Below are 25,646 nucleotides of genomic sequence, written 5' to 3'. Positions count from 1 at the left end.
AACGGTCTTAAACTAATCCGCGCACCCGCGGAAGCCTGCGGGGGCCCGCCGGCGGATTGCATTCGCCCGGGTCTTTGCTTAGGAACTGCAAGGTTTCATGCGTTTGGAGAGGTGGCCGAGTGGTCGAAGGCGCGCGCCTGCTAAGCGCGTGTAGGGCCAAAAGCTCTACCGAGGGTTCGAATCCCTCCCTCTCCGTTACCGTCACACCCTAAGCCACCGCCGCCCGCAATCGCCGCATCGCTTCCGCCAGTCGGTCGTCGCCGATCGTCAGCGAGAAGCGTACGAAGCCTTCGCCGTGCGGGCCGTAAGCCGTGCCCGCGGCGACGACGATATGCGCCTTTTCGAACAGATGGGTGGCGAACTCGATACTCGACTGCCCTCTCGGCGTGGGGACCCACAGATAAAATGTGCCCTTGTTCGGGGTGAACCGGATACCGACGTCGCGCAGAGTGTCAAGGACGACCTGGCGCCGGCGGGCGTAAATCGCCAGCATCAGGGCGATGTTGTCGCTACAGCGGTTCAACGCCGCAATGCCCGCGTACTGGATGGCGTTGAACACTCCCGAGTCGGTGTTTTCCTTCACCTGCGAAATGGCGGCGATCAGGTCGGGGTTGCCGAGGGCCATGCCGAGCCGCCAGCCGGTCATGTTGAACGGCTTGGAGAGCGAGTTCAGTTCGACCCCAACCTCCTTTGCGCCGGGCACGGACAGGAAACTCAGCGGCCGTTCGCCGTCGAAGACGACCTCGCTGTACGGGTTGTCGTAACAGATAGCGATGTCATACTGCCGGGCAAAGTCGACCAGGTCGCGGAGAAAGGGCACGGTCGCGGTGGCGCCGGTCGGGTTGTTCGGGTAGTTGAGAAACATCGCGCTGGCTCGGCGGGCAACTTCGCTGGGGATGTCGGCGAGCCGCGGCAAGTAGCCGTGCTCGGGCAGGATCGGCACGTTCACCGGCTCGCCTCCGGCCATCAATATGCTGGCCCGGTACGCCGGGTAGCCCGGGTCGGTCATGAGCACCGGGTCGCTAGGATTCACTCGCGCCAGTACGAAGTGGTGGCAGCCTTCCTTCGAGCCGATCAGGGCGAGGATTTCCTTGCCGGGGTCGACGTCCACGCCGTAACGGTCGGCGTACCAGCGGGCGACCGCCTCGCGGAAGGCGAGCATGCCCTTCTCCTCGTCCGTCGGGTAGCGGTGGTTGGCGGGGTCCCGAGCGGTGCGCGCCAGTTCGTCGATGACCGGAGCGGGGGTCGGCTCGACCGGGTCGCCGATCGCCAGGCTGATGACGTCCACGCCGGCGGCACGGGCCCGGGCGATCTTGTTGCGCAGTTCCATGAAGAGATAAGGGGGAATCGCCTTCAGGCGGTCTGCGGTCTGCATCGTTCCAACTCCTCGCTAAGTACTCCGGTTCATTAGTCCGGCGACGTATTCCGTTCGTCCCGAGTAGCGCCATCTTTTCGGCGGCGTATCGAGGGGCGGGGCCGCAAAGCCGCTCGCCAGGCTGCCCCTCGATACGCCCCTGAGAAAACGGGGCTACTCGGGGCGAACGGGAAGCGTCGTACGGAATACGTCGCCGTAATTGTGCCCATCACTACTAAGTCATGCCCGGCTACCCGGCTAGCACCGCCGTCTTGGGCCCTCAACCCGGCCGCGTCCGGGATCCGCACCAAACATTGCAATTTCCTGTAGACGCGATATTTGGAAAAACCAACGATGAACCTGTGTGGGTGGCAGTCGGCCGCAACCGTCGCCGGATGCGGCCGGCTACGGTCGTGGGTGGTGTACGGGAAGCGGCTCGAGGGATCGGGCCGGGGCGCCGGGCGGGAGTGAGTGCGGATGCCTCACCGAGCCTACATTGGCATCGGTTCCAACCTCGGCGACCGCGCGGTCAACTGCGCTACGGCCATCGAGCGGATCCGAGCCCTGCCACGGACCCGGCTCCTCAAGGTTTCGTCGGTGTACGAGAGCGAGCCGCACGGCGACGCCAAGACCTGGTTCGTAAACGCCGTCATCGAGATCGAGACCGAGCTGACCGCCGAGGATCTTCTGAAAAAACTCCTCGCCATCGAAACCGCCATGGGTCGCAAGCGGGTCAGCGGCAAACGCTGGGGGGCCCGCGTCATCGATCTCGACCTCCTGCTCTTCGAAGCGGCCATCATCGAGAAGCGTAACCTCAAGGTACCGCACCCCGAGATCCCCAACCGCAAGTTCGTGCTGGCACCGCTGGCCGAGGTCGCCCCGCAGTTGGTCCACCCCAAGCTCGGCATCACGGTGACCGAGATGTTGTCGACGACCCGCGACAGGAAACGCATCCACCTGATGCGGCCAACCTGACCCTGGTTACGGCGTCCACTCGAACGCCAGGTGGTGCTTCTTGCTGGTGTTGCACTCCTTGCAGGCCGGCACGAGGTTGCCCTTGTTCGACCGGCCACCCCGGATGAGTGGGACCAGGTGGTCCATCGTCAACTCGCGCGGCGGTACCTGCTTCCCACAATAATGACAGATTCCCTGGGCGATCCGGCGTTTCCACCACTGCGAAGTGCGCAGCGCCCGCGCTTTGGCGCGTTCGCGCCGAATCTCCTCCGGACTAAGGACGGGAATCCACTGGTCGGTCACGACAGCATGATCGAGGCGCGCAGAGGACGAGTCAACAACCGGAGGCCCGGAGCCGACCCCTGAACCCTGATCGCAAGTTCAGCGGTCTTTAGAGCCGGCTCCCGCCGGTACAACCATCGACAGTCTTGGATGGATGGGGCATTCATCGACAGTTGCGGACGGGAAAGAAGGTCAGGGCAGTGCGCCGGCGTCTGTGCGGCCGGTCTCTTGCGATCGTGTCCGCCGCGAGACGATTCCGATGACGAAGGCGTGGTTGTATCGACTGGACGATTCCCCGTTACGCTGGCTCGCGTTGCTGGCGGCGGTGCTGGCGTTGCAGATCGGTCCGTGGTGGTTCCCCACGCCGGACTCGGCGGCGTACCTGTCGATGGCCCGCAGCCTGGCGGAGACGGGCACCATGCGGCGCTTCGGTAGTCCGCATCTGTACTTCTCGCCGGGGTATCCCCTGCTGATCAGTCCGCTCTTCCTTCTCGGGCCGCGACCGCTCCTCGCTATTTCGATACTGCACTGGCTTCTGGCGGTGTTGTCCATGGTCGGAATCTATCGCTGGATGCGAGCCAACTGGCCGGGGGCGGCCGTACTGCTGACGGCATTTGTCATGACGAACACCAGCCTCTGGCTGTACCTGCGCCGGCCGGTCAGCGAGATGGCGTTTATGGCCGCGTTGGTATGGGCCGCGAACATCCTCGACGGCGCTCTCGGCCGGGAATGCCGCCGCCCGCCGCTGTTGCGGGCCACGCTCGGCAGCGCGGTGCTTGCGGCCGCCGGCGCAATTCGACCCGCCGGCGTGATGTTCGCCCTCGGCTGCGCCGCGATGATGATGGCCCAGGCGTGGCGGGGGGCGTTGCGTTGGGGGGTGGCTCTCCTGCTGGCAGGGATCGTCATGGTCCCGCCAATGCTCACGGTGCGCGAGGTCATGAACCGCGACCGCGAGGCGCAGACCGCAACGGCCTCGAATAAGCCGACGTACTTCAGGCAGTTGCTGGGCGCGCAGGGACATCTCGTGCGGCAGGTTAGCCAGGGGGTCTATCTGCAGGTTCTCAACGTGGGCCGGCTGCTGTTGCCCGGGATGTTAAAGGCACACTCGAAGCGGCGCCAATGGGGCGATCCGAACCTGCTCCTGTACGGCCCGCTGGCCCTCGCGGTTCTGGTCGGCTGGAGCCGGCGACTCAGAGATAAGCCTGACCTCTTGATGTGGGGTCTGCCACTATACGTTGGCCTGCATGTCCTGTGGCCGTTCGACGAGGATACGCGGTTTCTGCTGCCGGTGCTGCCCGTGTTGGCGGGTTGCCTGTGGACCGTGCTGGGCCGATGGCGACATGGGCTGGTCGCGCTGGCGCTGCTCGTCGTGGCGCACGCCCTGGCAGCGACCGTGTTCTGGGTCAAGGAAGTTCCGGGCGTGCGCGCTTGCCACGCCGAGTGGCCCGCAGTCGAGGCACTTGCCGCTGCCATCCCCCCGGAGGCCGGACCGGTAGCAGCGGTCGGCACGCGCGATTGCGTGGCAGGGATGCTGGCCGTAGCGCGCGACCGACAGGTCGCGTTCGTCGCCGGGACGCAGGTGCCTGGCGACGCGCAGTGGATCGTGCAGCCGGCGGCGCAAACCGTACCGCGCGGTTTCGAGAGTGAACGGACGGTCGGCGAGTACGTGGTGGCGACGCGCCGGGGCGTGAGATGAGCGGAGGTTCGCCGCTCTCGGTGCTCGTGGCGAGCCGCAATCGGAGCGCGTTACTGGCGGAGCTGCTGCGGAGCATCGACGCCGCGGCGGTCGTTTCGGGTTCGCCCGTACAGGTGATCGTTGCCGACAACGGCTCGGGAGACGACACTCCTGCGCTGCTGGCGGCGTGGAGTGCGGCGCTGCCCGAGCGGGTGTCCGTGCGCATCGACGAACCCGGCAAGGCCCGGGCCCTCAACCGTGCGCTCGAGCGCAGTACGGCGCCGCTGCTGGCGTTTGTCGACGACGACGAGGTGGTGACTCCGGAGTGGGTGCGGAGCCTTCTGGCGTTCTGCGGCGCACGCCCGGAGTACGACGCCGGCGTCGGCAGCGTGCTACCCCCGCCGTCGTTCACCGATCCGGTCTTGCGCGAGCGGCTCGACTGGTACCGGACGATCGCGTTCTTCGACGGCGGGCCGGCGGTACACGACATGGATACGCTTTACGGCGGCAACATGGTCGTGCGGCGCCGGATATTCGAGGCCATCGGCGGGTTCGACGAGCGCCTGGGGCCGGGTGCGCAAGGTGGCTGGGAGGACATCGATCTCGCGCGCCGCCTGCTCGCGGCCGGTTTCCGCATCGGGTACATGCCCGGCACAGCGGTTTACCATGCCGTCGATCCGTCGCGTCTGACCCTCGATTATTTCCGGCACCACTGTCGGGTGGCGGCGCGCAGCGCCTACCGGATGAGCCCGCGTCTGTGGCGTCGTAGTGCACCGCGGTTGCTCGAGGCCCTCGTCGCGTTCGGCCTGGCAAGCATGCTCGGGCGCCCACGCGCCCGCGAGCACGCTCGCGGCCGCGCCATCCGGCACGCCGAAATTCTCAAGCTGCGGCTGACGGAGACCCGGGGTGTCGGGTCTTTACGATGTTAGGGACCGAGGCTCTTGACCCCCGTCCTCCAGATGCAGTGCGCACTCCTCCTCTTGCCGACCGCTGCCCGTCGTGATTGCTGAAAAGCCGGGATGCCCATGACTACCAACCCGACACTCTCGGTCGTTACGGCGATCCACAACGCACTGCCCATGAACCGGTTCTACTGGAACATGCTCGCGCAGCAGACGCTGGTGCCGTTCGAGCTCGTGGTCATCGACAACCACTCGACCGACGGCTCGGAGAGGTTCTTCGCCGATCTGGCGCAGCGTCCGCTGGGGGCGGGCCGTTCCGTCGTCTACGTGCGCAACGAGGCGAACCAGTCTTACCCGGCGTCGCAGAACCAGGGCATTCGTCACGCCGGCGCGGAAATCCTTTGCTTCTTCAATAACGACATCTGGCTGCCGCGCGGGTGGCACATTCCGATCGAGGCGCTCCTCCGCGAAAACCCGCTGCTTGTGGTCAGCCCGTCGGGTCAGGAGGCGCAGCCGACGCGTCGCGCGATGAGCCGGCTTATGCGGCGCTGGAAGCGGATCGTTTTCCTATCGCGCATCTGGAAGACGCTGCTGTTTCGTTCCGAAGGGGCGCGGCTGTGGTGGATGGTCCGCAAGATGTACGGCAGGTTGGATTACTTCTCGTCGCCGTCACCCGAGCGGGGCCCACGAACGATCCCCGGCATCAACGGCAGCGTCGTCGCGATGCACCGCGCGCTGTTGCGGCGCGTGCCGGAGATCTGGGACGAGCGCTTTCAGTCGGCGGATTGGCACCTGTACCTGACCCTGGCCAGGCTTCACGAACAGGACCCGACGGTGCCGCTGCCGCAGATTGCACTCGACACGTACGCGCATCATTTCATCCGCTACTCCGTGAAGCGGGACTGGGAACCGATTCCGACGGAGCAGTTCGTGCCTCTCCGCCAGTACTGGGGTGAAGACGAGATTCGCCGATTGTGGTGGCAGAATCGCATTCCGGAGGAATGAAGGAGCGGGGTGTGGAGGCCGTCGACAGGCTGCCGTTGTCAACGCGCCGCATCCTGGCGATCCGCTTGCGTCGATTGGGAGACACACTCCTGACTACGCCGGTGCTGCGGGCTCTTCGCGTCGCGCTGCCGGCGGCGGAAATCGACGTCCTCGTGCAGCCGGAGTTCGACGCCGCCCTGCGCGGCAACGCGCACATCGATCGGCTCGTGCCGGCGCACGGCGGTTTGCGCGCCTGGGTGGAATGGGCGGCGGCCTGTCGCCGGCGGCGTTACGACGCGGTCTTCGACCTGCAAGCCAGTTCGCGCACGGCGGCGTGGGCTTTTGCGACGCTGGCGCCGGTGCGGGTGGGGTGGCGTAAACGCTGGGTGCGCGACGCGTTTTACACCCATCTCGTCGATGGCTGGGACGATCCCGTGTATTTCGCGCGCAAGGCGTTGCGGGTCGCGGCGGCGGTCGGCGTTCCCGCGGCGGACGGCGTGCGACTCGCTCTGCCGGTGACCGACGACGACCGCGTCTGGGCGGCCGGTGTCATGGCCGGCGCGAGGCTGCGGTCGGAGCGGCCGGTGGTTGCGATGTCGGTGGTCGCCAAGGCGCCGCGCAAGCGGTGGCCCGACCGGTACTTCGCGGCGCTGGCCGACGAGTTGGCCGAGCGCGACCGCGCGCAGGTGGTGTTGACCAACGGCCCCGGCCAGATCGAGCAGGTGCGAGGGGTCGTCGAGAAGATGCGATCTGCGCCGGCACTGTGGGACTACGGGCCGACGACGCTGGCGCAACTGGGTGCCCTGTACGAGCTTTGCGATCTGTGGATCGGCAACGACGGCGGGCCGAAGCACATCGCCGCGGCGGTGGGCTGCCCGACGGTGACGGTAATCAAGCGCGGCGACCATCTGGTCTGGGTCGACAGCGACGATCCGCGGCAGGCAGCCTTGTTCCCGGCCGCGCCGGCCGATCCGCAAGATCTCGCCGCGGTGCGAGTGGATGCTGTGGTCGAGGCCGCGCATGCGCTCCTCGATCGGCGTGCCCATCCGCGTCCTCTCTCCCGCGATTCCGCGGGAGGGGGAATAGGGTGACGGCACGTTTCGTCGCGGGAGGGCGAGGCTCCCGCGGGGCCGCCATCAGAACACGGCTCGGCGGGAGCCTCGCCCTCCCGAAGCTGAGCGGCGATGCACTTCTTGTCCGTCCGGGCTCCTGATCACGCCGGTGATTCGGACAGCGGCAACTCCAGGCTCTCGAGCCACTGCGCAGCCGGTTCAATGCGCACGCCGCTCGCGGTTTGCTTGCGTCGCGTGAGTGTCGCCACGACCTGCACCTGTTGAGGACGGCTCCCGAGAAACCGCGAAAACGAAGCGAAATGGGGACTCGGCGCATCCTCTTTCCACTTCGCCTCGACCATCAGCGCCGGCCAGCCGTCGATGACGACCAGGAAGTCGATCTCCCTCCCGTCCTTCGTCCGCAGAAAATGGAGCGTCGCCTTGCGCCCGCCGATGTCCTCCATCCACTCGATCTCGCGCAGGAGCGCACAGGCAACCAGGTTTTCGAGACGGGCGCCGTCGTCACCGTGTACCTGGCCGTTGTCGTAGAAGTAGAACTTCGGCTCTTTGAGCAGTGACCGTGCGACATTGCGATGCCACGGGGTCACGCGAAACACCAGGTAGAGGTTCTCCAGGAGCGTTAGCCAACGCTTGACCGTCGTCGCATCGCGCTCGAGATCGCGCGCCAGCGATCGATAGGAGACCGTCGACCCGACGCGCGAGCGCAGGAGCTCCACGAGCGTCTCCAGGCCCTGAATGTGCCGCACCTGTTCAAGGTCGAGCAGATCCTGCCGCAAGATGATGTCGCTGTGCGCACGGCGCCAGCGCTGGTAAAAGGTGGGATCGTTCTCCAGGAACGGCTCGGGAAAACCGCCGAGGTGGAGGAGGCGCTGAAATGATTCCTCGCGCGGCAGAGCGCCGCGCAGCTCTTTGAGGCTGAACGGGTGCAGCCGGAACAGGAAATGACGCCCCGCGAGCGAGTCGCCGACCCTCCGCGCAAGATCGAGCCGCGCGCTGCCGGTAACGACCAGTCTGGGCGGGATCCCCTCGCGGTCGAAGATGCCTTTTATCCACGACTTCCACCCCTTCATCTTGTGGAGTTCGTCGAAGATCACCACGGGCGTGTCCCGCGGCCACTCCTTGCGCCGCAGAATCACGCGATCTTCGGGCGCGTCGTAGTTGAAGTACTCGAACTGTGGGAACAGGCCGCGCGCGAGGGTGGTCTTCCCGGACTGGCGCGGCCCGGAGATGAGAACGATCTTCCGTTCCGCATCCCGCCGGAGGAACGGTGCGAGGGCACGGTCCATCCGGCGATGCAAGCACGCATGCTGCAATAGTCAAGGCCATCGTGGGGTATATACCAGAATCGTCGCCCTCGGGGTGGCGCCTCACGCACCGCTGTTACCGGCGCCGCTTTCTCTTGAAGTTCGCCCGTGACCGGCGGCTCCGGTGTGCCTGGCTCGACGCGGCTCGGCGGGGGCCTCGCCCTCCCGGCGCCGTTGACCCCATTCCCGGCCCCCGCTATCGCCACGGCGGGAGGTGCGGGTACGCGGGTCAGCGGCTTCACATTCGTGCGCAACGCGATCGACCTGTACTACCCCGTGGTCGAGTCGATTCGTTCGATCCTGCCGCTGTGCGACGAATTCGTCGTCGCGGCCGGCGACTCGACCGACGGTACCACCGCTTTGCTGCGGTCGTTGGATGAGCCGAAGCTGCGCATTATCGAGACCGCCTGGGACCCGGCCCTCTACAAGCGGGGCGGCATATTCGCCCAGCAAACCGACATCGCGCTCGACGCCTGCACGGGCGACTGGGCCTTCTACCTTCAGGCCGACGAGGTCGTACACGAACGGGACCTGTCGCTCATCCGCGACGCCATGGACCGCCACGGCGCCGATCCACGGGTCGAGGGACTGCTGTTTGCGTACCTGCACTTTTTCGGCGACTACGGGCACATCCAGACCTCGCACAACTGGTACGGTCACGAAGTGCGCGTCGTGCGCACCGGTGTCGGCGTGCGTTCGTGGCACGATGCGCAGGGCTTTCGGATTGCAGGCCGCAAGCTGCGGGTCGCCCCCACCGGTGCCTGCATCTACCACTACGGCTGGGTGCGGCCGCCGCGCAACCTGAACCGCAAGGCACGGGCCTTTCGAGAGGCTTATTTCGGATCGGCGGCCGCCGGCAACGCCGACGAGGCCGAGCGCCCCGAGTATCGCTACGGCCGCCTGCGGGGCCTGCGGAGGTTCCGCGGCTCACACCCGGCGCTCATGCGGGCGCGGGTCGCCGCTCAGGACTGGACGGTGCTGCCGTCGGCGCCGGCGGGGCACAAGCACGATCGGTTCGGCATCCAGGCGCTCACGGTGTTGGAAAACTACGTGCTCGGCTTTCGTATTGGCGAACGGCGCAACTTCGAGTTGGTTCCCGGCACGGGCCGCGCCCAGTGGCCGGCGGGTTGGCGGGCGCGCCTGAGCCGATACGCGGAGGCGCCGTGACGGTCGCTGCGTTGCGGCACGTGCTGCTGCTGCGCACCGATCACCTCGGCGACATGTTGCTGACGTTGCCGATGGTCGATGTCGTCAAGGCGGCGTGGCCGCAATGTCGGGTCACCGTGCTGGCGTCGAAAGCGAACGTCGAGGCGGCGCGTCACCACGCGCGGGTGGATCGCGTGGAGATCGATCCGCACGAGGCCAAGGGCTCGCGCCTGCGCGGTCTGGGTCCACTGGTACGGCAGTTAAGGGTGCTGCGCTGCGATGCGGCGGTCGTCGTACACCCGACGCCGCGGCTGGCGTTGGCGGTGTGGTTGGCGGGCATACCCGTGCGGGTCGGTACCGCGTTTCGCGCCTATTCGTTCCTTTTCAACCGCCGCGTCCGCGAGCACCGGCGCCGCCCCCCGTGGAAACACGAGAGCCAGTACAACGTAAATCTCCTTGCCCCGCTCGGGATCGGTCCGGTGAAGGTCCGCCCATTCGAGTGGCAGGTGACGGCCGAGGACGCTACCGCCGTGGAGGCCCTGCTGCGGGAAACCGGTCTCGCCGGGGCGGCGTTCGCGGTTCTGCACCCCGGCAGTGCGGGATCGAATCTGAACTGGTCTTCGACGCAGTACGGCGAGTTGGGCCGCCGTCTGGCGGCGGACGGGTGGCGTCTGGCTGTCACCGGCGGCGCGTCGGAGAAGGCGCTGACTGCCGCGGTGGCGGCAGCCATCGGTGCGGCGGCTGTCGATCTGGGTGGGCGGCTGACGGTGGTGCAACTCGCGGCCCTGCTGCGGCGTAGTCGGCTCTATGTGGGTAGCTCGACCGGGCCGACCCATCTTGCCGCGGCGGTCGGGACGCCGACCGTGGCGCTGTATTCGCCTTTGCGATCGGCGGCGCCGGTGCGGTGGCGACCGCTCGGCGACCGGGTCGAAGTGTTGACGCCGGCGGTCGATCTGCTCTGCCCGAAGTGTCTGGGGGCAAAGTGTCCCTATTACCACTGCATGGAGCGGCACCTCGATATGGAGCGCGTGGTGTTCGCGGCACGGCGGCTTGGCCGGCTTTGATCGGCATTGCCTTTGGTTCCGCTTTGCTATACCCGCGGGGGCGCGCTGCGGCATGGACGGGACGATGAAACGCACGGTCATGGTTGTTTTCGGGACCCGGCCCGAGGCAATCAAGCTCGCCCCGGTGGTGCACGCACTCGCCCGTTCGCGGTCGCTCCGACCCTGCGTGTGCGTTACGGGTCAGCACCGCGAAATGCTCGATCAGATGCTGTCGGTGTTCGACCTCCGCCCGGACCACGATCTCGCCGTCATGCAAAGCGACCAGACGTTGTTTACGCTGACGGCGCGGCTGCTCGGCGCTCTGGAGCCGGTGCTGGCGCGCGAACGGCCGGCCGCCATTCTGGTGCAGGGCGACACGACGACGGCGTTCGCGGCCGCTCTCGCCGGCTACTATGTTCGCGTCCCGACCGGCCATGTCGAGGCCGGGCTGCGCACCGATGACCGGTACAATCCCTTCCCGGAAGAAATGAACCGGCGCCTGACGACGGACCTGGCATCGTGGCATTTCGCGCCGACACCGCGTGCCGCCGCCAATCTGGCCCGCGAAGGGGTGCCCGCCGACGGCATCGTGCTCACCGGCAACACCATCGTCGATGCGCTGCACGAGATGCTGGCGCGCCTCGAACGACAGGGCGAGCTGCCCGAGTCTCTGCTCCCGCCGGAGCTTGCCGCGGGGCGACGGCTGATCGTCGTCACCGGCCATCGCCGTGAGAGCTTCGGCGAGGGCCTGCGAAACATCTGTGCGGCGCTGCGAACGATCGCGGAGCGCAACGACGATGTCGTCGTTCTGTATCCGGTACACCTGAACCCGAACGTGCAACGGCCGGTGCGGGCGTTGCTGCACGACCATCCGCGGGTGATCCTGACCGAACCTCTGGATTACCTGCCCTTCATCGATCTCTTGCGCCGGGCCTACCTCATTCTGACCGACTCGGGCGGCATTCAGGAGGAGGCGCCGTCGCTCGGCGTGCCGGTGCTGGTGATGCGCACCACGACGGAGCGGCCCGAGGGTGTCGAGGCCGGCGTGGCACGGCTGGTCGGCACCGGGAGCGCGGCGATCGGCGAAGCGGCGCAACTGCTGCTCGACGACCCGGCTGCGCACCGGCGAATGGTGGCTGCCGCCAATCCGTACGGCGACGGCCACGCCGCCGAGAAGATCGTGCACCATCTCGAGCGTATGCTGGCGAGGACGGGCGCGTAGGGTCATTCATGTTGCGCGCGCTAGGAGCCGTTGCCGCGGTCGCGGCGATGGCCTTCGGTCAGTACCAGATCCGTCTCTCTCCCGATGACTCTCGTGCCACCCTGCTGTTTCTCGCGGGTGCCGCCGTCGCTGCGTTGTTCCTGGGTGCGGCGTCTGCCGACCTGCCGGTCTGGCCAGCGCCGGTGCGGCGCCGCCCCGCCGTTCGGTCCGCCGCGATCCTCGGGGTGGCGATCGGTGCGGCGGCGGTTGGCGGCGCGGTCTGTCTCCTCTCGCTGCAATGGGCCACGTGGTTCGTCCGCGGCGGGGCGGTGCTGCTCGCCGGGGTCGTCCTGCTGTCGGTCTCGTTCGGCGCCTTCGATCCGCCCCGGCGCAACGACCTCGGCTGGAGCCGCGGCGAGGTGTTCGCGCTGCTGCTGATTCTGGCGATCGGCGCCTTCCTGCGCTTCCACCGCTTCGACGAATTCCCGGGGCCGTACACGTTGCACGCCATCGAGGAGCCGCAGACCGGGGCGGGCGGTTACAAGATCGCTACCTACGGCACGCGACCGTGGGAATTCATGGGGGATCATTACCTGGCGGCTTTCGGCTTCTGGGTGTTCGGCGACACCACGATGCAGAGCTTGCGCCTGCCGTTCGTGGTCTTCAGCCTGCTGGCGATCGTTCCCATGCACCTGTGGCTGCGTCAGATGGTGCAACGTCCGGCCGCGCTCGCCGGGACGTTTCTGTTTGCGGTCGGGAGTTGGAACCTCATTTACAGCCGCTGCGCCCACAACATCTTCCTTACGAACATCGTCGTCGTGGCCAACATCGCCCTGCTGCTGGCGTATGCGCGCAGCGGCCGACTGGCCCTGGTGCCGTGGATCGGCCTGCTCTGCGGCTACACCCTGTACACGTATGCGGGTTACCGCGGAACGACGATCCTGAGCCTGGTTTTCCTTGCGCTGCTCGCCCTGCGGCACGCCTGGCGGTGGCGGCGGACCGGCGAGGCGGCGCTCCGCGAGGCGGCGCGGTGGGCGTTTCGCCGGGACATCCTTGCGGGCACAATGGTCGTGCTGCTGGCGGCGGCGATTGTCACGCCGGTCGTCGTGATCACGAGGACCAACACCGCCCAGCCGAATTACTTCTTCGAGGCGGCGATCCGTTCGCTGTCGAACAAGAACTACTACACGAGCGACCATGCCGAGTTCGTGCGCCAACGGCTGCGGCGCGTGCGCGACACGGCGCGTATCTTCTCGCACTTCGGGGACGGGTCGAATACGTTCAACGCGCCCAACGAGCCTATGCTCGACCCGCTGACCGCAGTGTGCTTCGTCGGCGGCCTGTTCGTGGCGGCGTTCCATCCCGGCCGCCGTTACGGGTTGTTCTTCCTCTTCATGTTCGTCTTCCTGGTCGCCGGTTCGGCGGTATTCGTTCAGAACCTCGATGTCCGCCGCATGCAGGGCGTCACGCCGTTGGTTGCCGTGTTTGCCGCCATGTTTCTCGATCGACTGTACGCCCTGACGCCGGCCCTGCCCATCCGGGTCCGGCGCGGGCTGGTGAGTGCGATCGCGATCGCCGGGGGCGGGTTCGCTTTGTGGTGGAACTACGACGTCTACTTCAACAAGATGGCGGGTAACCCTTTTGTGCGGCAGTCGTTTCGCAACCACTACACGAGTCTCGTGCATTTCGGCCGCACCGCCGGCGCGGGGCGCGAGCTGCTCTTGCTCACCTACATCAAGTCGTTCTTTGCGCCGTCGGACTACTTCTGGCTGGTCGACGGGCGCATCCAGGGGCGCGTCCTCGACGATCTGGACGAGATCCTGCCGCCGCATTCGATCCCGCCGGCGGCGCGCGAGCGGACCGTGGCGATTCAGCGGCCGTACGACGGCGCCGCGGCCGGCCGGCTGCTTGCCGCCGTATACCCGGGAACGAGTTGCCACGACTTCATCGATTCCGAAAACCCCTGGGTGTCGATCGTCGCCTGCGATTTGCCGGCACGGCCGGAGGCACAACCGTTAACCAGCTCCCTGCGGGCGCGCTACTGGATCGGGCCGTCACGTGAAGGTGCGCCGGTGGCGGACCGCGCCGAGCCGTTCATCGACGGGGCGCTCGTGCCGCGGACCTGTCACTTGCACGTTCCGCCGGAAACCCCTCCCATGTGTTCGGGAGAGTGGGTGGGAGAGTTCGAAGTGCCGGCCGGTTCGGACATCGACCTGCGCCTGGTCCCGCTGGGCGCCGCCCAGATTACCGCCACGCTCGACGGCGAACGTTTCGAACCCGGCGCGATCCGACCGGTCGGGGCGGGATCGCACCGGATCGTGGTGCAGGCGCAGTGGCCGCGCGCCGGCGACTCCGGGGTCCGCCTCGAGCGCGTCGTCGACGGCGTCGGCGAGGCATTGCCGTTCTATCGAATAGGCTAGGGTCCTCCGCGACAGCTTCTCGCATGACTCATCCTCAGCGCGCACAGCGCCTCCGTGCGGTCGGAACGATCACGGCAATCGGCGCCTGCGCCGTGGCGCAATGGTACATCCGCGCCGGACAGTACCGGACGGTCCAGACGGTGGTGCTGCTGGTGGCTGCGCTGGTAGCGGCGATTCTCGCCGGGCCGCCGGTCGAACGAGTCGAGGTCACGACCCCCGGGGGTGCGGCGGATCGGCAGCGCCGGTTCCTGGCGCTCGGAATCCTGGTTGCGGTCGTAGGTGCGGGCGGATTTGCCCTCGCGATCTACTGGTTACGGACCGACTGGTACGCCCGCTTCACGGAGGCCGCGCCGCTGACGGTGGTTGCGGTCGGCGTCTGGAGTATCGGGCTGGCGATCGTCCAACGTTGCTGGTGGCGGCCGCCGGTGCGAACAACCTTACCGTGGTGGGAGGTGGTGACGGTCGGGTTCATCTTCGCCGTGGCGGTCTTTTTGCGCTTCCACCGCTACGACTACTACCCGCCGGACGGCGTGTGCGCGGTCGAAGAGCCGCAGGCGGGACAGATCGCTTTCGAGATCTTCGCTCACGGCGCGCGGCCATGGGAGTTCCTCGCGGACCGCTGGTTGCCGGTACCGTTTTTCGCGCTGTTCGGGGTCAGCCTGACGACGCTGCGGTTGCCGTTCACGATGATCAGCGCACTGACGGTACCCGCGGTGTACCTGGTGTTGCGTCAGGTGGTGGCGCGACCGCCGGCGCTGCTGGCCACGGCGCTGTTCGCGGTCTGCAGTTGGCACCTGCTGTATGCCCGACTCGGCCACAACATCTTCGCCACGACCCTCCTGGTCGTCGTCCTCTATGCGATCTGCCTGCGAGTACACCGGCGGCCCGGCCTGGCCTGGTATCCATGGATCGGCTTTCTGAGCGCGTACACGCTGTACACTTACGCCGGCTATCGCGGCACGACGCTGTTTGTGGGCCTGTTCTTTCTGATCAGCCTGTGGGTGCGCGTGCGCGAGTGGCGCCGTGCCATCCTGCCGCGGGCGGTGACCGCGGCTCGGCAGACGCTGGTCGTCGAATTGGTGGGGCTTGTCCTGGCGGCGGCGGCGTATGCGGGGCCGGTGGTGGTTCTTGTCGAACAACTGCGAAAGCATCCCGCTTACTATCTCGAAGCCGCCAATCGCTCGCTGCTCAACGAGCAGTATTATACGGCTGACGTCCGCGCCTTCTTGCGTCAACGCATCGACCGCATCGTCGACACGGCAGCGATCTTCAATCACACCGGCGATTCCTCGGCGACGTTCAATCTGCCCAACGAGCCCATGCTCGATCCGGTGACGGGGACCTTGCTGCCGATCGCACTGGCGTATTGTCTCGTCTGGTGGCGGTACCGCTGGCAAGGCTACTTCGCGCTGACGTTCCTGGTGCTGCTGCTCCTTGGCAGCACCTTCGTGCAAAACCTCGACGTGCGCCGACTGCAGGGGATCGTTCCGTTGATCTTCGTGCTCGCCGGCTTCTTCCTCGATCGTCTGTGGTCGTTGGCCCATGGGGCGATCGGACGCGGTGCACAGAGGTGGCTCGTGGGGAGCGCGGCGATGTTGGCGGGAGTCGTCGGCTGGCTGAACTACGACCTGTTCTTCAACCGGACCATCACCGACCCTGCGGTGCGACAGGGATTTCAGAACCGCTACACGGTTCTCCTCCGCTATGTGCGTACGCTGCCGCGGGACGCCTACGTCATGCTCGTCGGCGACACTTACAACTTCTACTCGGCGAGCGACTTCTCCTGGTTGCTCGCCGGTACGCCTCCCGGCGAAGTAACCGGCGATCTGTGGGCCGTCTTCCGCGGCGACCCGGGGCCGTGGACCGGCCGCGATCTCAGAGTGGTCGTCGAATCGACGTACGAGCATGACGACCTCGCCCGGCTGATCGCGGCGCGTTTTCCCGGCGTGCGGTGCAACAAGGTGGTTCATCCCGACACGGCAGGCTGGGCCTTCGTGGCCTGCGACCTCGGTCGGCGGCTGCGCGCACCGGCTGGGCAAACCCGTGGGGTCCGGGCGCGTTACTTTCGCGGCGACGATCCGAGCCCGTTCATCGACCGTATCGAGCCGGCGATCAGTTTCGGGTTCCAGCCGGCCGCGTGCCGCTTCCCTCAAGGCTCGGGTAAGCCACCGTGTCGTGTCGAGTGGGAGGGGGTGATGAGTGTGGACGAACCCGGCAAGTACTACATCGTGGCGGAGGCGTCGGAAGGCGCCGCGACTCTAACCATCGACGGCAACTCGGTGCATGGCGACGTCGAGCTGAGTGCCGGTACGCACCAGGTTCGCATGACCGCTCGCTACGGCAGCTCCGAAGATCCGGGGGCACGGCTGCGCTGGCGGAACCCGCGCACCGGGGAAATCGACCTCCTACCCTTATCGCCTTCGCCTTAGTAGTGATGGGCACAATTACGGCGACGTATTCCGTACGACGCTTCCCGTTCGCCCCGAGTAGCCCCGTTTTCTCAGGGGGCGTATCGAGGGGCAGCCTGGCGAGCGGCTTTGCGGCCCCGCCCCTCGATACGCCGCCGAAAAGATGGCGCTACTTGGGACGAACGGAGTACGTCGCCGGACTAATGAACCGGAGTACTTAGCGCGGATTGTTCGTGCGTTCGCGCCTATCGAGGGGCGCCGTCAGATGCACGAATAGTGCGGGATAGGCGCCTCGATTCCGCTATCGGACCCGATTCGCTCAGGCCGATCTGCCCGCATTACCCGCCGCGCTTTTCGATCTTGGCCCAGGTGTCCTTGAGCCCGACGATTCGGTTGAACACCGGCGCGTCGGGGGCCGAGAGCTTCGGGTCGACGAAAAAGTAGCCCTGGCGCTCGAACTGGACCCGATCGCCGGGTTTCGCGGCGGCGAGCGAGGGCTCGAGTTTGCAGCCGCGCAGGATCTGCAGCGAGTCGGGGTTGAGGGCGGCGATGAGATCGTCCTCGCGGTCGGGGAACTCCGTACGGAACAGGCGATCGTACAGACGCACCTCGGCGTCGACGGCGTGGGCGGCGGAGACCCAGTGAATGGTGCTCTTGACCTTGCGGCCGTCAGGCGCATCGCCGCCGCGGGTGGCGGGGTCGTAGGTGCAGTGAATCTCGGTCACCGCGTCGGTGGTTGGGTCCTTTGTGACGCCCGTGCAGGTGATGAAGTAGCCCCAGCGCAGTCGTACTTCCTTGCCGGGGGAGAGCCGGAAATACTTCGGCGGCGGAACTTCGCGGAAGTCGTCCTGCTCGATGTAGAGGACCTTCGAGAACGGCACCTTGCGGGTGCCGGCGGACGGGTCTTCGGGGTTGTTGACGGCGTCGAGCTGTTCGACCTGATCGTCCGGGTAATTGTCGATGACGACGCGCAGTGGATTGAGCACGCCCATGACACGCGGGGCTCGTTTGTTGAGGTCGTCGCGGATGGTGTGTTCGAGCAGCGTCACGTCGACGGTGCTGTTGGCCTTGGAGACGCCGATGCGGGCGCAGAAGTTGCGGACGGCCTCCGGCGTGTAGCCGCGGCGCCGGTAGCCGGCGAGGGTCGGCATGCGCGGATCGTCCCAGCCGTCGACGTGATGGTCGCGGACGAGCTGGAGCAGCTTACGCTTGCTGAGCACGGTGTACGTGAGGTTGAGGCGGGCGAACTCGATCTGCTGCGGGTGGCAGGGGACGTCGAGCTGGTCGAGGCACCAGTCGTAGAGCGGGCGGTGGTCTTCGAACTCGAGGGTGCAGATGGAGTGCGTGATGCCTTCGATAGCGTCGGAGAGGCCGTGGGCCCAGTCGTACATGGGGTAGATGCACCACTTGTCGCCGGTGCGGTGGTGCGAGGCTTTCTTGATGCGGTAGATGGCCGGGTCACGCATGTTCATGTTGCCCGAGGCCATGTCGATCCTGGCGCGGAGCACGCAGGCGCCCTCGTCGAACTCGCCGCGGCGCATACGGTCGAAGAGGTTGAGATTCTCTTCGACGGAGCGGTCGCGGTAGGGGCTGTTCTTGCCGGGCTCGGTGAGCGTGCCGCGATAGGCGCGGGTTTCCTCGGCCGAGAGGTGGCAGACGTAGGCTTTGCCTTTGCGGATCAGCTCGACGGCATATTCGTAGAGGCGGTCGAAGTAGTCGGCGGCGTAGAAGAGGTTGTCGCCCCAGTCGAAGCCGAGCCAGTGGACGTCTTCCTGGATGGACTCGACGTACTCGATGTCCTCCTTGACCGGGTTGGTATCGTCGAAGCGGAGGTGGCAGAAGCCGCCGAAATCCTCGGCAATGCCGAAGTTGAGGCAGATGGACTTGGCGTGGCCGATATGGAGGTAGCCGTTGGGTTCCGGGGGGAAGCGAGTACGGATGACGGTGTGCTTGCCGCTCTGGAGGTCGGCGCTGACGATCTGGCGGATGAAGTCCGTGCCGGGTGCGGTGGTAGTGACCTCGGTTGTGGGTTTGGTGGTCATGGACACGGGTCTCCTGTTGGATAGAGCGTTCGTGGATAACCAGCTTTTGGCGGCGGTTCAACCGGCCAAACGCCTCTCGATACGCGCCCGACGAAGACAGGCGCTCCTAAGAAACAACTGCCTGTGCCAGGCGGGCGCCCCTCGATACACCGGCCCAAAAAGACGGGCCGGCACTACCAATGAACCGGGGCGCCTTCCGAATGGGGTGGCCTTCGATACGCGCCCTGAAAAGACGGGCGCTACTCAGGCCGAACGGATTCGGGTTCATTGGCCCAACAAACCGGCGCCGCGCCGGTCGGCTTCTCGGGGCGAACGGGTGGTGGCCCCGCTCGTTTGAGATTCGGACCGGTGCATCCGTTGAGACTTCGGACCGATGCACCCGTTCGCCCCGAGTAGGCCCCATCTCCATGACCCGATCGCCCTGAGTAGCCGATGTCTTCTCAATCGGCGTATCGAAGGGTTCAGGGGCCGTATCGAGGGGCGCTCCGCGGGAACGCACCTTGACTTCGCGGGAGGCGCTCCGTAGTCTGCGTGGAGCCCTGGTGATGAGGAGTCGGCTAATTGGTAAGCCACCTGACTCTGGATCAGGCGATTGTAGGTTCGAGTCCTACCTCCTCAGCCAGCGACGGTGCAGGAGTGCGGGGCGCGGCCCCGCACTCCCCCGTCATCTACGCGGTCCCATCGTCTAGCGGTTAGGACGCCGGCCTCTCACGTCGGTAGCAGGGGTTCGAATCCCCTTGGGACCATATCTCTCTGCGGCGAGCATGTTTCCCAGCGGAGCCGTGGGTCTTGGGAGAACGAACGATCCCGGGCGGAAACCTGGGGGTGCCGTGCGCGTTCTTGGCCGGCGCGTGCTGCGCTTGAGATAGCCGCCGCGGCGGCGCATAACGCGGAAGTACGATGCCCTCCTCCGACGCCATGCCGCACCTGTTGCCGGCGCGCCACCTCGCGCATGTCCGCTATGAAATCCGCGGGCCGCTGGCGCGGCGCGCACAAGAGCTCGAACGCAAAGGCTACGAGGTCATCAAGGTAAACATCGGCAACCCGGCCGCGTTCGGTTTCCGTCCGCCCGAAACGCTACGCCTCGCGCTGCTCGAAAACCTCTCGCAGGCCGAAGGCTATTGCCATCAGAAGGGCATCTTCCCGGCGCGCGAAGCCGTGGTCATGGACACGCAGACGCGCGGCATCGCCGGGGTGACGGCCGACGATGTCTTTATGGGCAACGGCGTCTCGGAACTGATTCTGATGACGATGGAGGCGCTAATCGAACCGGGCGATGAGGTGCTGCTGCCGGCGCCCGATTACCCACTGTGGACCGCCGCCGTCGTCATCGCCGGCGGCAAGCCGGTCTACTATCAGTGCCGGCCGGAGAACGAGTTCATTCCCGATCCGGAAGCGGTGGCGCATCTGCTGACCCCGCGCTGCAAGGCGCTGGTATTGGTCAACCCGAACAATCCGACCGGCGCGGTATATCCGCGCGAGGTGGTCGAGGCGCTGGTACGCCTCGCCGAGCGGCGCAAGATCGCGCTCTTCAGCGACGAGATCTACGATCGCGTCCTGTACGACGGCGCCAAACACGTTCCCGCCGCGACGTTGTGCGAGCACACCCTGTGCGCCACCTTCGGCGGCCTCTCGAAGGTGTATCGGGCCTGCGGCTTTCGCACCGGCTGGGTGTTTTTCAGCGGCCGGCGCGATCACGCCGCCGAGTACCTGAGCTGCCTGGAAATGCTGGCGTCACTGCGGCTGTGTTCGAGCGTGCCGGGGCAGTGGGCGGTGCAAACGGCGCTCGGGGGTGTGCAGAGCATCTTTGATCTCACCGCGCCGGCCGGCCGCCTGGGCCGCCAGCGGCGCGCGCTGATCGACGCGGTCGGGCGCTCGCGCTACCTCAGTCTCACCCCCCCGCGCGGCGCGCTGTACGCTTTCATCCGCGTCAAGAAGGACGACCTGCCCGACTTCGACGACAACGCGTTTGCGATGCGTCTGCTGGAGGAGAAGCATATCCTCGTGGTTCCCGGTTCGTCGTTCAACGTCGATTACACCGATCATTTCCGCGTTACTTTCCTGCCCGACGAAGAAACGATTCAGACCGTCTTTCAGCGGATCGAAGCCTTGCTGGCGGAAATGGCCGGGGGTTCGTGACGGCACGCCCAGCGACGGCCGGCGGGACGCGCTTCGATACGTGTCCTTGACTGACCCGCATCCTTTGTTGTCAACAACGCACACCGGGGGTGGGCCTGGAGCCGGCCTCCCGAGCGCGTATGCTTTCCGACGGCCGCTGGCAGACCATCACCGAGTCCGAGTTCCCGTGGGAACGCGACGCCCTGCACTTCATTCGGGAACGCCTCCCCGACACCGACCCGTACCGCGCCTGGGCCAACTTCGAGTTCATTGCCGACAACGGCAACATCTACGAGGTCGACCTCCTCGTCGTCACCCCGAAGGGCTTCTTCCTCGTCGAGATCAAGAGCCGGCCCGGTGTGCTCGAGGGCGACGCCCACACGTGGACCTGGACCGCCGAGGGCAAGAAGTACAGCTACGACAACCCGCTGATCCTCGCCGACCGCAAGGCCAAGAAGCTCAAGTCCCTGCTCACCCGCCAGAAAGCTTGCCAGAAGATCCGCGTCCCGTTTCTCCAGCCTGTCGTCTTCTGCTCGGCGCCCGATCTGCGCCTCCAACTCAACCCGGCCGCCCAGCACAACGTGTACGCCCGCGACCGTGAGGCCGCCGGCGACCAGGCCGCCTGGCCCGGGATTCTCGCGGCACTCATGCGGTGGACCCCCGGCGGTCCGGACGACCCCGCCGACCGCCGCATCGACAAGCCCCGCGCCAGGGCTCTGACCCGTGCCGTCGACGAGGCCGGCATCCGCCCCTCCCAACGGTCCCGTCGCGTCGGCGACTACGTCCTCGGCGCGCTCCTCGCCGAGGGCCCTGGCTACCAGGACTGGGAAGCCCGGCATGCCTCACTGTCCACCGTACGCCGCCGCGTTCGCATCTATCCGATGGCTCTCGGGCTCGGCATCGAGGCCCGCGACACCCTCCGCCGCGCCGCCCAGCGTGAATTCCAGATCCTCGAAGGCATTCACCACCCCGGCGTGCTCCGCGCCGTCGATTACCGGGAACACGAACGTGGCCCCGCCCTGGTCTTCGAGCACGACTCGAAGTCGATCTCCCTCCAGCACTTCCTACTGCACAAGGGGGCGACGCTGAGCGTGGACGTGCGCATGGACCTCCTGCGCCAGATCGGCGACGCGCTCCGGTACGCCCACGAGAGGAAGCTCTTCCACCGCGCCCTCAGCCCGCACAGCATCCTCGTCCTCGATCCTGACGCCGCGATGCCCAAGATCCAGGTCTTCAACTGGCAGACCGCCACCCGTGCCGCCGGCAGCACCTCGGCCATGCCGGCGACGACCGGCACCGCACACCTGTCCGAGCTGGTCGACGACGCCGCACTCGTCTTCCTCGCCCCGGAAGTCGTCGCCGGCACCGACGCCGCGGGCGAGTTGGCCGACGTCTTCTCGCTTGGTGCCATTGCGTACCACCTCTTCACCGGACAGCCACCCGCCACCTCCCTCGTCGAGTTGGGCGAGAAGCTGCGCCTGGGCAAGGGCCTCCGAATCTCATCCGTTCTCGACGGTGCCGGGAGCAACCTCGAGGGGCTCATTCAGTACAGCACGCACCCGGAGGTCCCCAATCGCCTCGATTCGGTCGATGGGTTCCTCGGGCTGCTCGAAACCGTCGAGGAGGAACTGACCGTTCCCGCCGAGGACGGCGCCGTCGACCCCAGCGAGGCCAAGACCAACGACCGCCTCGAAGGCGGCTTCGTCGTCAAGCGACGCCTCGGCCAGGGGTCGTGCGCGCTCGCCCTGCTGGTCGAACGCGATGGGCACGAGTACGTCCTCAAGGTTGCCAGCGAGCCCGACCACAACAGACGGCTCCAGGACGAGGCCGAGATTCTCGACAAGCTCCGGCACCAGCACATCGTCGCGCTGCACGAGACCCTTCAGATCGGGGAGCGATTCGGGTTCCTCATGGAGAAGGCCGGCGACGAAACCCTTGCGCAGCGGCTCCGCAGCGAAGGTCGTCTGCACCTCGAACACCTGGAACGCTTCGGTGAGGACCTCCTGCAAACCGTCGATTGGCTGGAACAGCAAGGCATCCCGCACCGGGACATCAAGCCGGACAATATCGGCGTGACGCCGGTGGGCCGGGGCGACAAGCTCCATCTCGTCCTGTTCGACTTCTCCCTGTCGCGAGCGCCGGCGGAAAATATCCGTGCCGGCACACGCCCCTATCTCGACCCCTTCCTCTCGTTGCGAAAGCCGCCGCGCTGGGACCTTGCGGCAGAGCGGTTCGCCGCAGCGATGACCCTGTACGAGATGGCGACCGGCACACTCCCGAAGTGGGGCGACGGCCAGAGCGACCCGGCACTGCTGGACTGCGAAGCTACGCTCGACACCGCGCTGTTCGACCCCGATCTCCGTGAGCCCATGACGGAGTTCTTCCGCACCGCCCTGCGACGGGACCCCCGTGAGCGCTTCGACAACTGCGAGGAGATGCTCAAGGCGTGGCGCCGCGTCTTCGCCGTCGGCGAGCGCCAGCCCCATGTCACCGAAACGGACCGGGCCGCCGAATTGGAGGCCGCCCTCGCGCCGGCCCGGCCCGAGACCCAGGTGGCGCTGCTCTCCCTCAGCACCCGCGCCCTGAACGCCCTCGACCGCATGAACATCGTCACCGTGGCCGATCTATTGGCGGTCCCGGTCGTCGACCTCTACCGAATGCGCGGTATCGGCAACAAGACGCGCCGCGAGCTCGGGACGGTCTTCGCCAACCTCAGCACTCGATTCCCCGAGCTCGCCACGGGCCGGATGAAGCCCGTGGAAAAGGACCCAGATGCCGATGAGGTTGAGGCCCCGAGCGTCGACGTGCTCGCCCAGCAATTGCTTCCGGCGAAGGCGGGAGAGCCATCCTCGGAAGCGCGAGCGATCCGCCTGTTGCTGGGACTCGACGAACCCGCCGAGGGTTTCCTATCGCCGTGGCCGAATCAGAATGACGTCGCCAGCCAGTTGAAGCTCACTCGTGGCCGCGTGAGCCAGCTCCTTGTCCGCGCCCGGGAACGCTGGAGCCGGAACCGGGCGTTCACCCGCCTGCGCACGGATATCGCCGCGCTGGTCGAGTCCAACGGCGGCGTGATGGCCGCCGAAGAGCTTGCCGCCGCCCTCCTGGCGACCCGCGGGTCGGCCCGTGTCGATCCGCTGCGGACACGGCAAGCACTGGCTGTCACGCGGGCGGCCGTCGAGGTCGAACGCGATGCGCAGGAGCCGCGCGTCGCCGTTCGGCGCGCCGTGAATCGCGTGTTCGTTGCCGCCAGTCAGGAGATGGCTGACTACGCCCAGCGCCTGGGAGCCGTTGCGGACGAGATGGCGGTTAGCGATCCCATCGCCGCGCCGGCTCGCGTACTGGAGACCCTGCGGGCGGTGCCAACGGCCGCCGGCACCGTGCTGTCCGACTCCCGCCTGGTGCAACTCGCGGCGGTTGCGTCGTCGACCGCCGCCGTTTCCAGCCGCCTCGAGCTGTACCCGCGCGGCATGGATCCACAGCGGGCGTTACGACTGGCATACGGCGCCTTGCTCGGGACCAGTGAAGTGACCGTCGAACAGATCCGCGAGCGGATCCGCGGCCGCTACCCGGCGGCTTCGGATTTGCCGGACCGTCCCCGGTTGGACGAGCTCGTCCGCGAAGCCGGCTGGGACTTCGAGTGGTCGGCGGAGAGGAATGCCTACCGAAGCAAGGTTGGCCCGTTTCTCGCGACCACTTCCGGTACGTCTTCCCTGACACGCTACTCGACATCGCCGGAGGGGATCGTCCCGTTTTCGGCCGAGGTCGCCGATGCACGGCAGTTCGAGGAACGTCTCCAGCACGCCGTCAAACACGGGGATTTCCTGGTGCTGACTGTGCGTCCTCGCGATCTGCAGCTCGCCGACGACGTCTTGTCGACGCATTTCCCCGTGGAGCGCACGAGCCTGGAGACGCTCCTGATCGACGAGATGCACGCCCAGGCGGCACAACTGCACGTGGATTGGAGCACGGTCTTGCGGGCGGATGCGGCGGCTCGCGACAGCCGCGACTGGGAGAACTTGCTGCGGCTCGTCGGCCGTTGCCTGCCGGCCATCGAGGCTCGACTCCGTAAAGCCGAGCGCCCTCTGTTGCTCGTCTACCCGGGCCTGCTGGTGCGCTACGGTCGCCTCGACCTCGTCGAACGACTGAAAGAAAGCCTTGGCCGCACCGGTGGCGTACCGGGCCTGTGGCTCCTCGTTCCTTCCGGTGAGCCGCACGCCATGCCGGTGCTGGACGGGAAGCCAATCCCGATCATCACGCCCGGCCAATGGGCGACCATCCCCGAACCGTGGCTTCGTAACCTTCACCGCGCCTCGGTACGCGCGTGAGAAGCCCGCGCTCCCAGAGGACAACCGCCTGTGCCAGGCGGGCACCCCTCGATACGGGCCCTGAACCCTTCGATACGCCGATTGAGAAGACATCGGCTACTCAGGGCGATCGGGTCATCGAGATGGGCCCTACTCGGGGCGAACGGTGATCGCGTGTCACGTTCCATCCTCCCCGTTCGTCCCGAGTAGCGCCGTTATCTCAGGCGCGTATCGAGGGACGCCCGCCATCCGCGGTGCGCCCCTCGATACGCCGCCAGGAGAGGGCGGCTACTCGGGGTGAACGGATCGGGATGTTTCGAAAAGGGGGACGAGAATCCGTGTCGGGGTGAACGGGATCGGCGCCTTGCCGGGAGATTGTTTCACAAACTCGCCGTCTGCGGGCGGGACGCCCGCGCTCCCAGGGCGGGGACGGTCT

The 25,646-nt window shown here is 66.7% G+C and carries 16 protein-coding genes and 3 tRNA genes; 15 read left to right on the top strand and 4 right to left on the bottom strand.

The genetic code is table 11. The annotated features are described in order from the left end of the window. The first annotated feature begins 105 nt into the window (after positions 1-105). Positions 106-195: transfer RNA gene (locus L6Q96_17710), tRNA-Ser, on the top strand. Between the two features lie 13 nt (positions 196-208). Here L6Q96_17710 and L6Q96_17705 read toward each other — a convergent pair. Beyond that, entirely contained in the window at positions 209-1,375 is a 1,167-nt protein-coding gene (locus tag L6Q96_17705) for an LL-diaminopimelate aminotransferase (protein MCK6556391.1), read from the bottom strand. A gap of 456 nt (positions 1,376-1,831) precedes the next feature. On the opposite strand from L6Q96_17705, the gene folK reads away from it, so the two are divergent. Next, positions 1,832-2,329: a 2-amino-4-hydroxy-6-hydroxymethyldihydropteridine diphosphokinase gene (gene folK, locus L6Q96_17700; protein MCK6556390.1), complete on the top strand. Its 498-nt coding sequence runs from the start codon at positions 1,832-1,834 to the stop codon at positions 2,327-2,329. A gap of 6 nt (positions 2,330-2,335) precedes the next feature. On the opposite strand, the gene L6Q96_17695 is transcribed toward folK, so the two are convergent. Further along, on the bottom strand, positions 2,336-2,611 hold the full coding sequence (locus L6Q96_17695) for an HNH endonuclease (GenBank protein MCK6556389.1): 276 nt from the start codon (positions 2,609-2,611) through the stop codon (positions 2,336-2,338). A 238-nt stretch (positions 2,612-2,849) separates the two neighbouring features. Here L6Q96_17695 and L6Q96_17690 point away from each other — a divergent pair, with 238 nt between their 5' ends. From L6Q96_17690 to L6Q96_17675, 4 genes are all read left to right on the top strand, one after another. Continuing rightward, positions 2,850-4,286, top strand: a complete 1,437-nt coding sequence (locus L6Q96_17690; GenBank protein ID MCK6556388.1) for a hypothetical protein — start codon at positions 2,850-2,852, stop codon at positions 4,284-4,286. Beyond that, on the top strand, positions 4,283-5,194 hold the full coding sequence (locus L6Q96_17685) for a glycosyltransferase (GenBank protein ID MCK6556387.1): 912 nt from the start codon (positions 4,283-4,285) through the stop codon (positions 5,192-5,194). The genes L6Q96_17690 and L6Q96_17685 overlap by 4 nt, the downstream gene beginning before the upstream one ends. A gap of 90 nt (positions 5,195-5,284) precedes the next feature. After that, on the top strand, positions 5,285-6,172 hold the full coding sequence (locus L6Q96_17680; protein ID MCK6556386.1) for a glycosyltransferase: 888 nt from the start codon (positions 5,285-5,287) through the stop codon (positions 6,170-6,172). Between the two features lie 11 nt (positions 6,173-6,183). Then, on the top strand, positions 6,184-7,242 hold the full coding sequence (locus tag L6Q96_17675; GenBank protein MCK6556385.1) for a glycosyltransferase family 9 protein: 1,059 nt from the start codon (positions 6,184-6,186) through the stop codon (positions 7,240-7,242). A gap of 122 nt (positions 7,243-7,364) precedes the next feature. Here L6Q96_17675 and L6Q96_17670 read toward each other — a convergent pair whose 3' ends face one another. Next, entirely contained in the window at positions 7,365-8,510 is a 1,146-nt protein-coding gene (locus L6Q96_17670) for an ATP-binding protein (protein MCK6556384.1), read from the bottom strand. A gap of 126 nt (positions 8,511-8,636) precedes the next feature. Here L6Q96_17670 and L6Q96_17665 point away from each other — a divergent pair, with 126 nt between their 5' ends. The 5 genes from L6Q96_17665 to L6Q96_17645 all read left to right on the top strand — a co-directional run bounded on the left by L6Q96_17665 (position 8,637) and on the right by L6Q96_17645 (position 16,767). Then, the gene (locus tag L6Q96_17665) at positions 8,637-9,695 is read left to right on the top strand and encodes a glycosyltransferase family 2 protein (GenBank protein MCK6556383.1); all 1,059 of its coding nucleotides are present in this window, start codon (positions 8,637-8,639) and stop codon (positions 9,693-9,695) included. Continuing rightward, positions 9,692-10,738 carry a glycosyltransferase family 9 protein gene (locus L6Q96_17660; protein MCK6556382.1) on the top strand — a complete coding sequence of 349 codons (1,047 nt, stop codon included), beginning with the start codon at positions 9,692-9,694 and terminating at the stop codon, positions 10,736-10,738. The genes L6Q96_17665 and L6Q96_17660 overlap by 4 nt, the downstream gene beginning before the upstream one ends. A gap of 64 nt (positions 10,739-10,802) precedes the next feature. Beyond that, positions 10,803-11,939 carry a UDP-N-acetylglucosamine 2-epimerase (non-hydrolyzing) gene (gene wecB / locus L6Q96_17655; protein ID MCK6556381.1) on the top strand — a complete coding sequence of 379 codons (1,137 nt, stop codon included), beginning with the start codon at positions 10,803-10,805 and terminating at the stop codon, positions 11,937-11,939. Between the two features lie 8 nt (positions 11,940-11,947). Then, positions 11,948-14,338, top strand: a complete 2,391-nt coding sequence (locus L6Q96_17650; protein ID MCK6556380.1) for a hypothetical protein — start codon at positions 11,948-11,950, stop codon at positions 14,336-14,338. 23 nt (positions 14,339-14,361) lie between these two features. Continuing rightward, positions 14,362-16,767, top strand: coding sequence for a glycosyltransferase family 39 protein (locus tag L6Q96_17645; protein ID MCK6556379.1), 2,406 nt, complete (start codon positions 14,362-14,364; stop codon positions 16,765-16,767). Between the two features lie 317 nt (positions 16,768-17,084). Here L6Q96_17645 and L6Q96_17640 read toward each other — a convergent pair whose 3' ends face one another. Next, positions 17,085-18,788, bottom strand: a complete 1,704-nt coding sequence (locus L6Q96_17640) for a glutamine--tRNA ligase/YqeY domain fusion protein (protein MCK6556378.1) — start codon at positions 18,786-18,788, stop codon at positions 17,085-17,087. Between the two features lie 546 nt (positions 18,789-19,334). On the opposite strand from L6Q96_17640, the gene L6Q96_17635 reads away from it, so the two are divergent. From L6Q96_17635 to pglW, 4 genes are all read left to right on the top strand, one after another. Next, positions 19,335-19,410: transfer RNA gene (locus L6Q96_17635), tRNA-Gln, on the top strand. Positions 19,411-19,462: 52 nt separating this feature from the next. Beyond that, positions 19,463-19,534: transfer RNA gene (locus tag L6Q96_17630), tRNA-Glu, on the top strand. A 154-nt stretch (positions 19,535-19,688) separates the two neighbouring features. Then, a complete protein-coding gene (locus L6Q96_17625) occupies positions 19,689-20,927 on the top strand; it encodes an aminotransferase class I/II-fold pyridoxal phosphate-dependent enzyme (GenBank protein ID MCK6556377.1) in 1,239 nt (412 codons plus the stop codon). A 119-nt stretch (positions 20,928-21,046) separates the two neighbouring features. Continuing rightward, on the top strand, positions 21,047-25,231 hold the full coding sequence (pglW, locus tag L6Q96_17620) for a BREX system serine/threonine kinase PglW (GenBank protein MCK6556376.1): 4,185 nt from the start codon (positions 21,047-21,049) through the stop codon (positions 25,229-25,231). Positions 25,232-25,646: the final 415 nt, after the last annotated feature.

It is taken from the genome of Candidatus Binatia bacterium (assembly GCA_023150935.1).
Lineage (GTDB): Bacteria > Desulfobacterota > Binatia > HRBIN30 > HRBIN30 > JAKLJW01.
Note: the sequence above shows the minus strand (reverse complement) of the source record. Positions and strands in the feature narration are given on the sequence as shown.

What these genes read in the sequence shown, in the direction of transcription:
- wecB (MCK6556381.1), top strand. Translation starts at nt 10,803, where the DNA reads ATGAAACGCACGGTCATGGTTGTTTTCGGGACCCGGCCCGAGGCAATC.
- L6Q96_17645 (MCK6556379.1), top strand. Translation starts at nt 14,362, where the DNA reads ATGACTCATCCTCAGCGCGCACAGCGCCTCCGTGCGGTCGGAACGATC.
- L6Q96_17705 (MCK6556391.1), bottom strand. Translation starts at nt 1,375, where the DNA reads ATGCAGACCGCAGACCGCCTGAAGGCGATTCCCCCTTATCTCTTCATG.
- L6Q96_17640 (MCK6556378.1), bottom strand. Translation starts at nt 18,788, where the DNA reads ATGACCACCAAACCCACAACCGAGGTCACTACCACCGCACCCGGCACG.
- L6Q96_17685 (MCK6556387.1), top strand. Translation starts at nt 4,283, where the DNA reads ATGAGCGGAGGTTCGCCGCTCTCGGTGCTCGTGGCGAGCCGCAATCGG.
- pglW (MCK6556376.1), top strand. Translation starts at nt 21,047, where the DNA reads ATGCTTTCCGACGGCCGCTGGCAGACCATCACCGAGTCCGAGTTCCCG.
- L6Q96_17670 (MCK6556384.1), bottom strand. Translation starts at nt 8,510, where the DNA reads ATGGACCGTGCCCTCGCACCGTTCCTCCGGCGGGATGCGGAACGGAAG.
- L6Q96_17680 (MCK6556386.1), top strand. Translation starts at nt 5,285, where the DNA reads ATGCCCATGACTACCAACCCGACACTCTCGGTCGTTACGGCGATCCAC.
- L6Q96_17625 (MCK6556377.1), top strand. Translation starts at nt 19,689, where the DNA reads ATGCCCTCCTCCGACGCCATGCCGCACCTGTTGCCGGCGCGCCACCTC.
- L6Q96_17650 (MCK6556380.1), top strand. Translation starts at nt 11,948, where the DNA reads ATGTTGCGCGCGCTAGGAGCCGTTGCCGCGGTCGCGGCGATGGCCTTC.
- folK (MCK6556390.1), top strand. Translation starts at nt 1,832, where the DNA reads ATGCCTCACCGAGCCTACATTGGCATCGGTTCCAACCTCGGCGACCGC.
- L6Q96_17690 (MCK6556388.1), top strand. Translation starts at nt 2,850, where the DNA reads ATGACGAAGGCGTGGTTGTATCGACTGGACGATTCCCCGTTACGCTGG.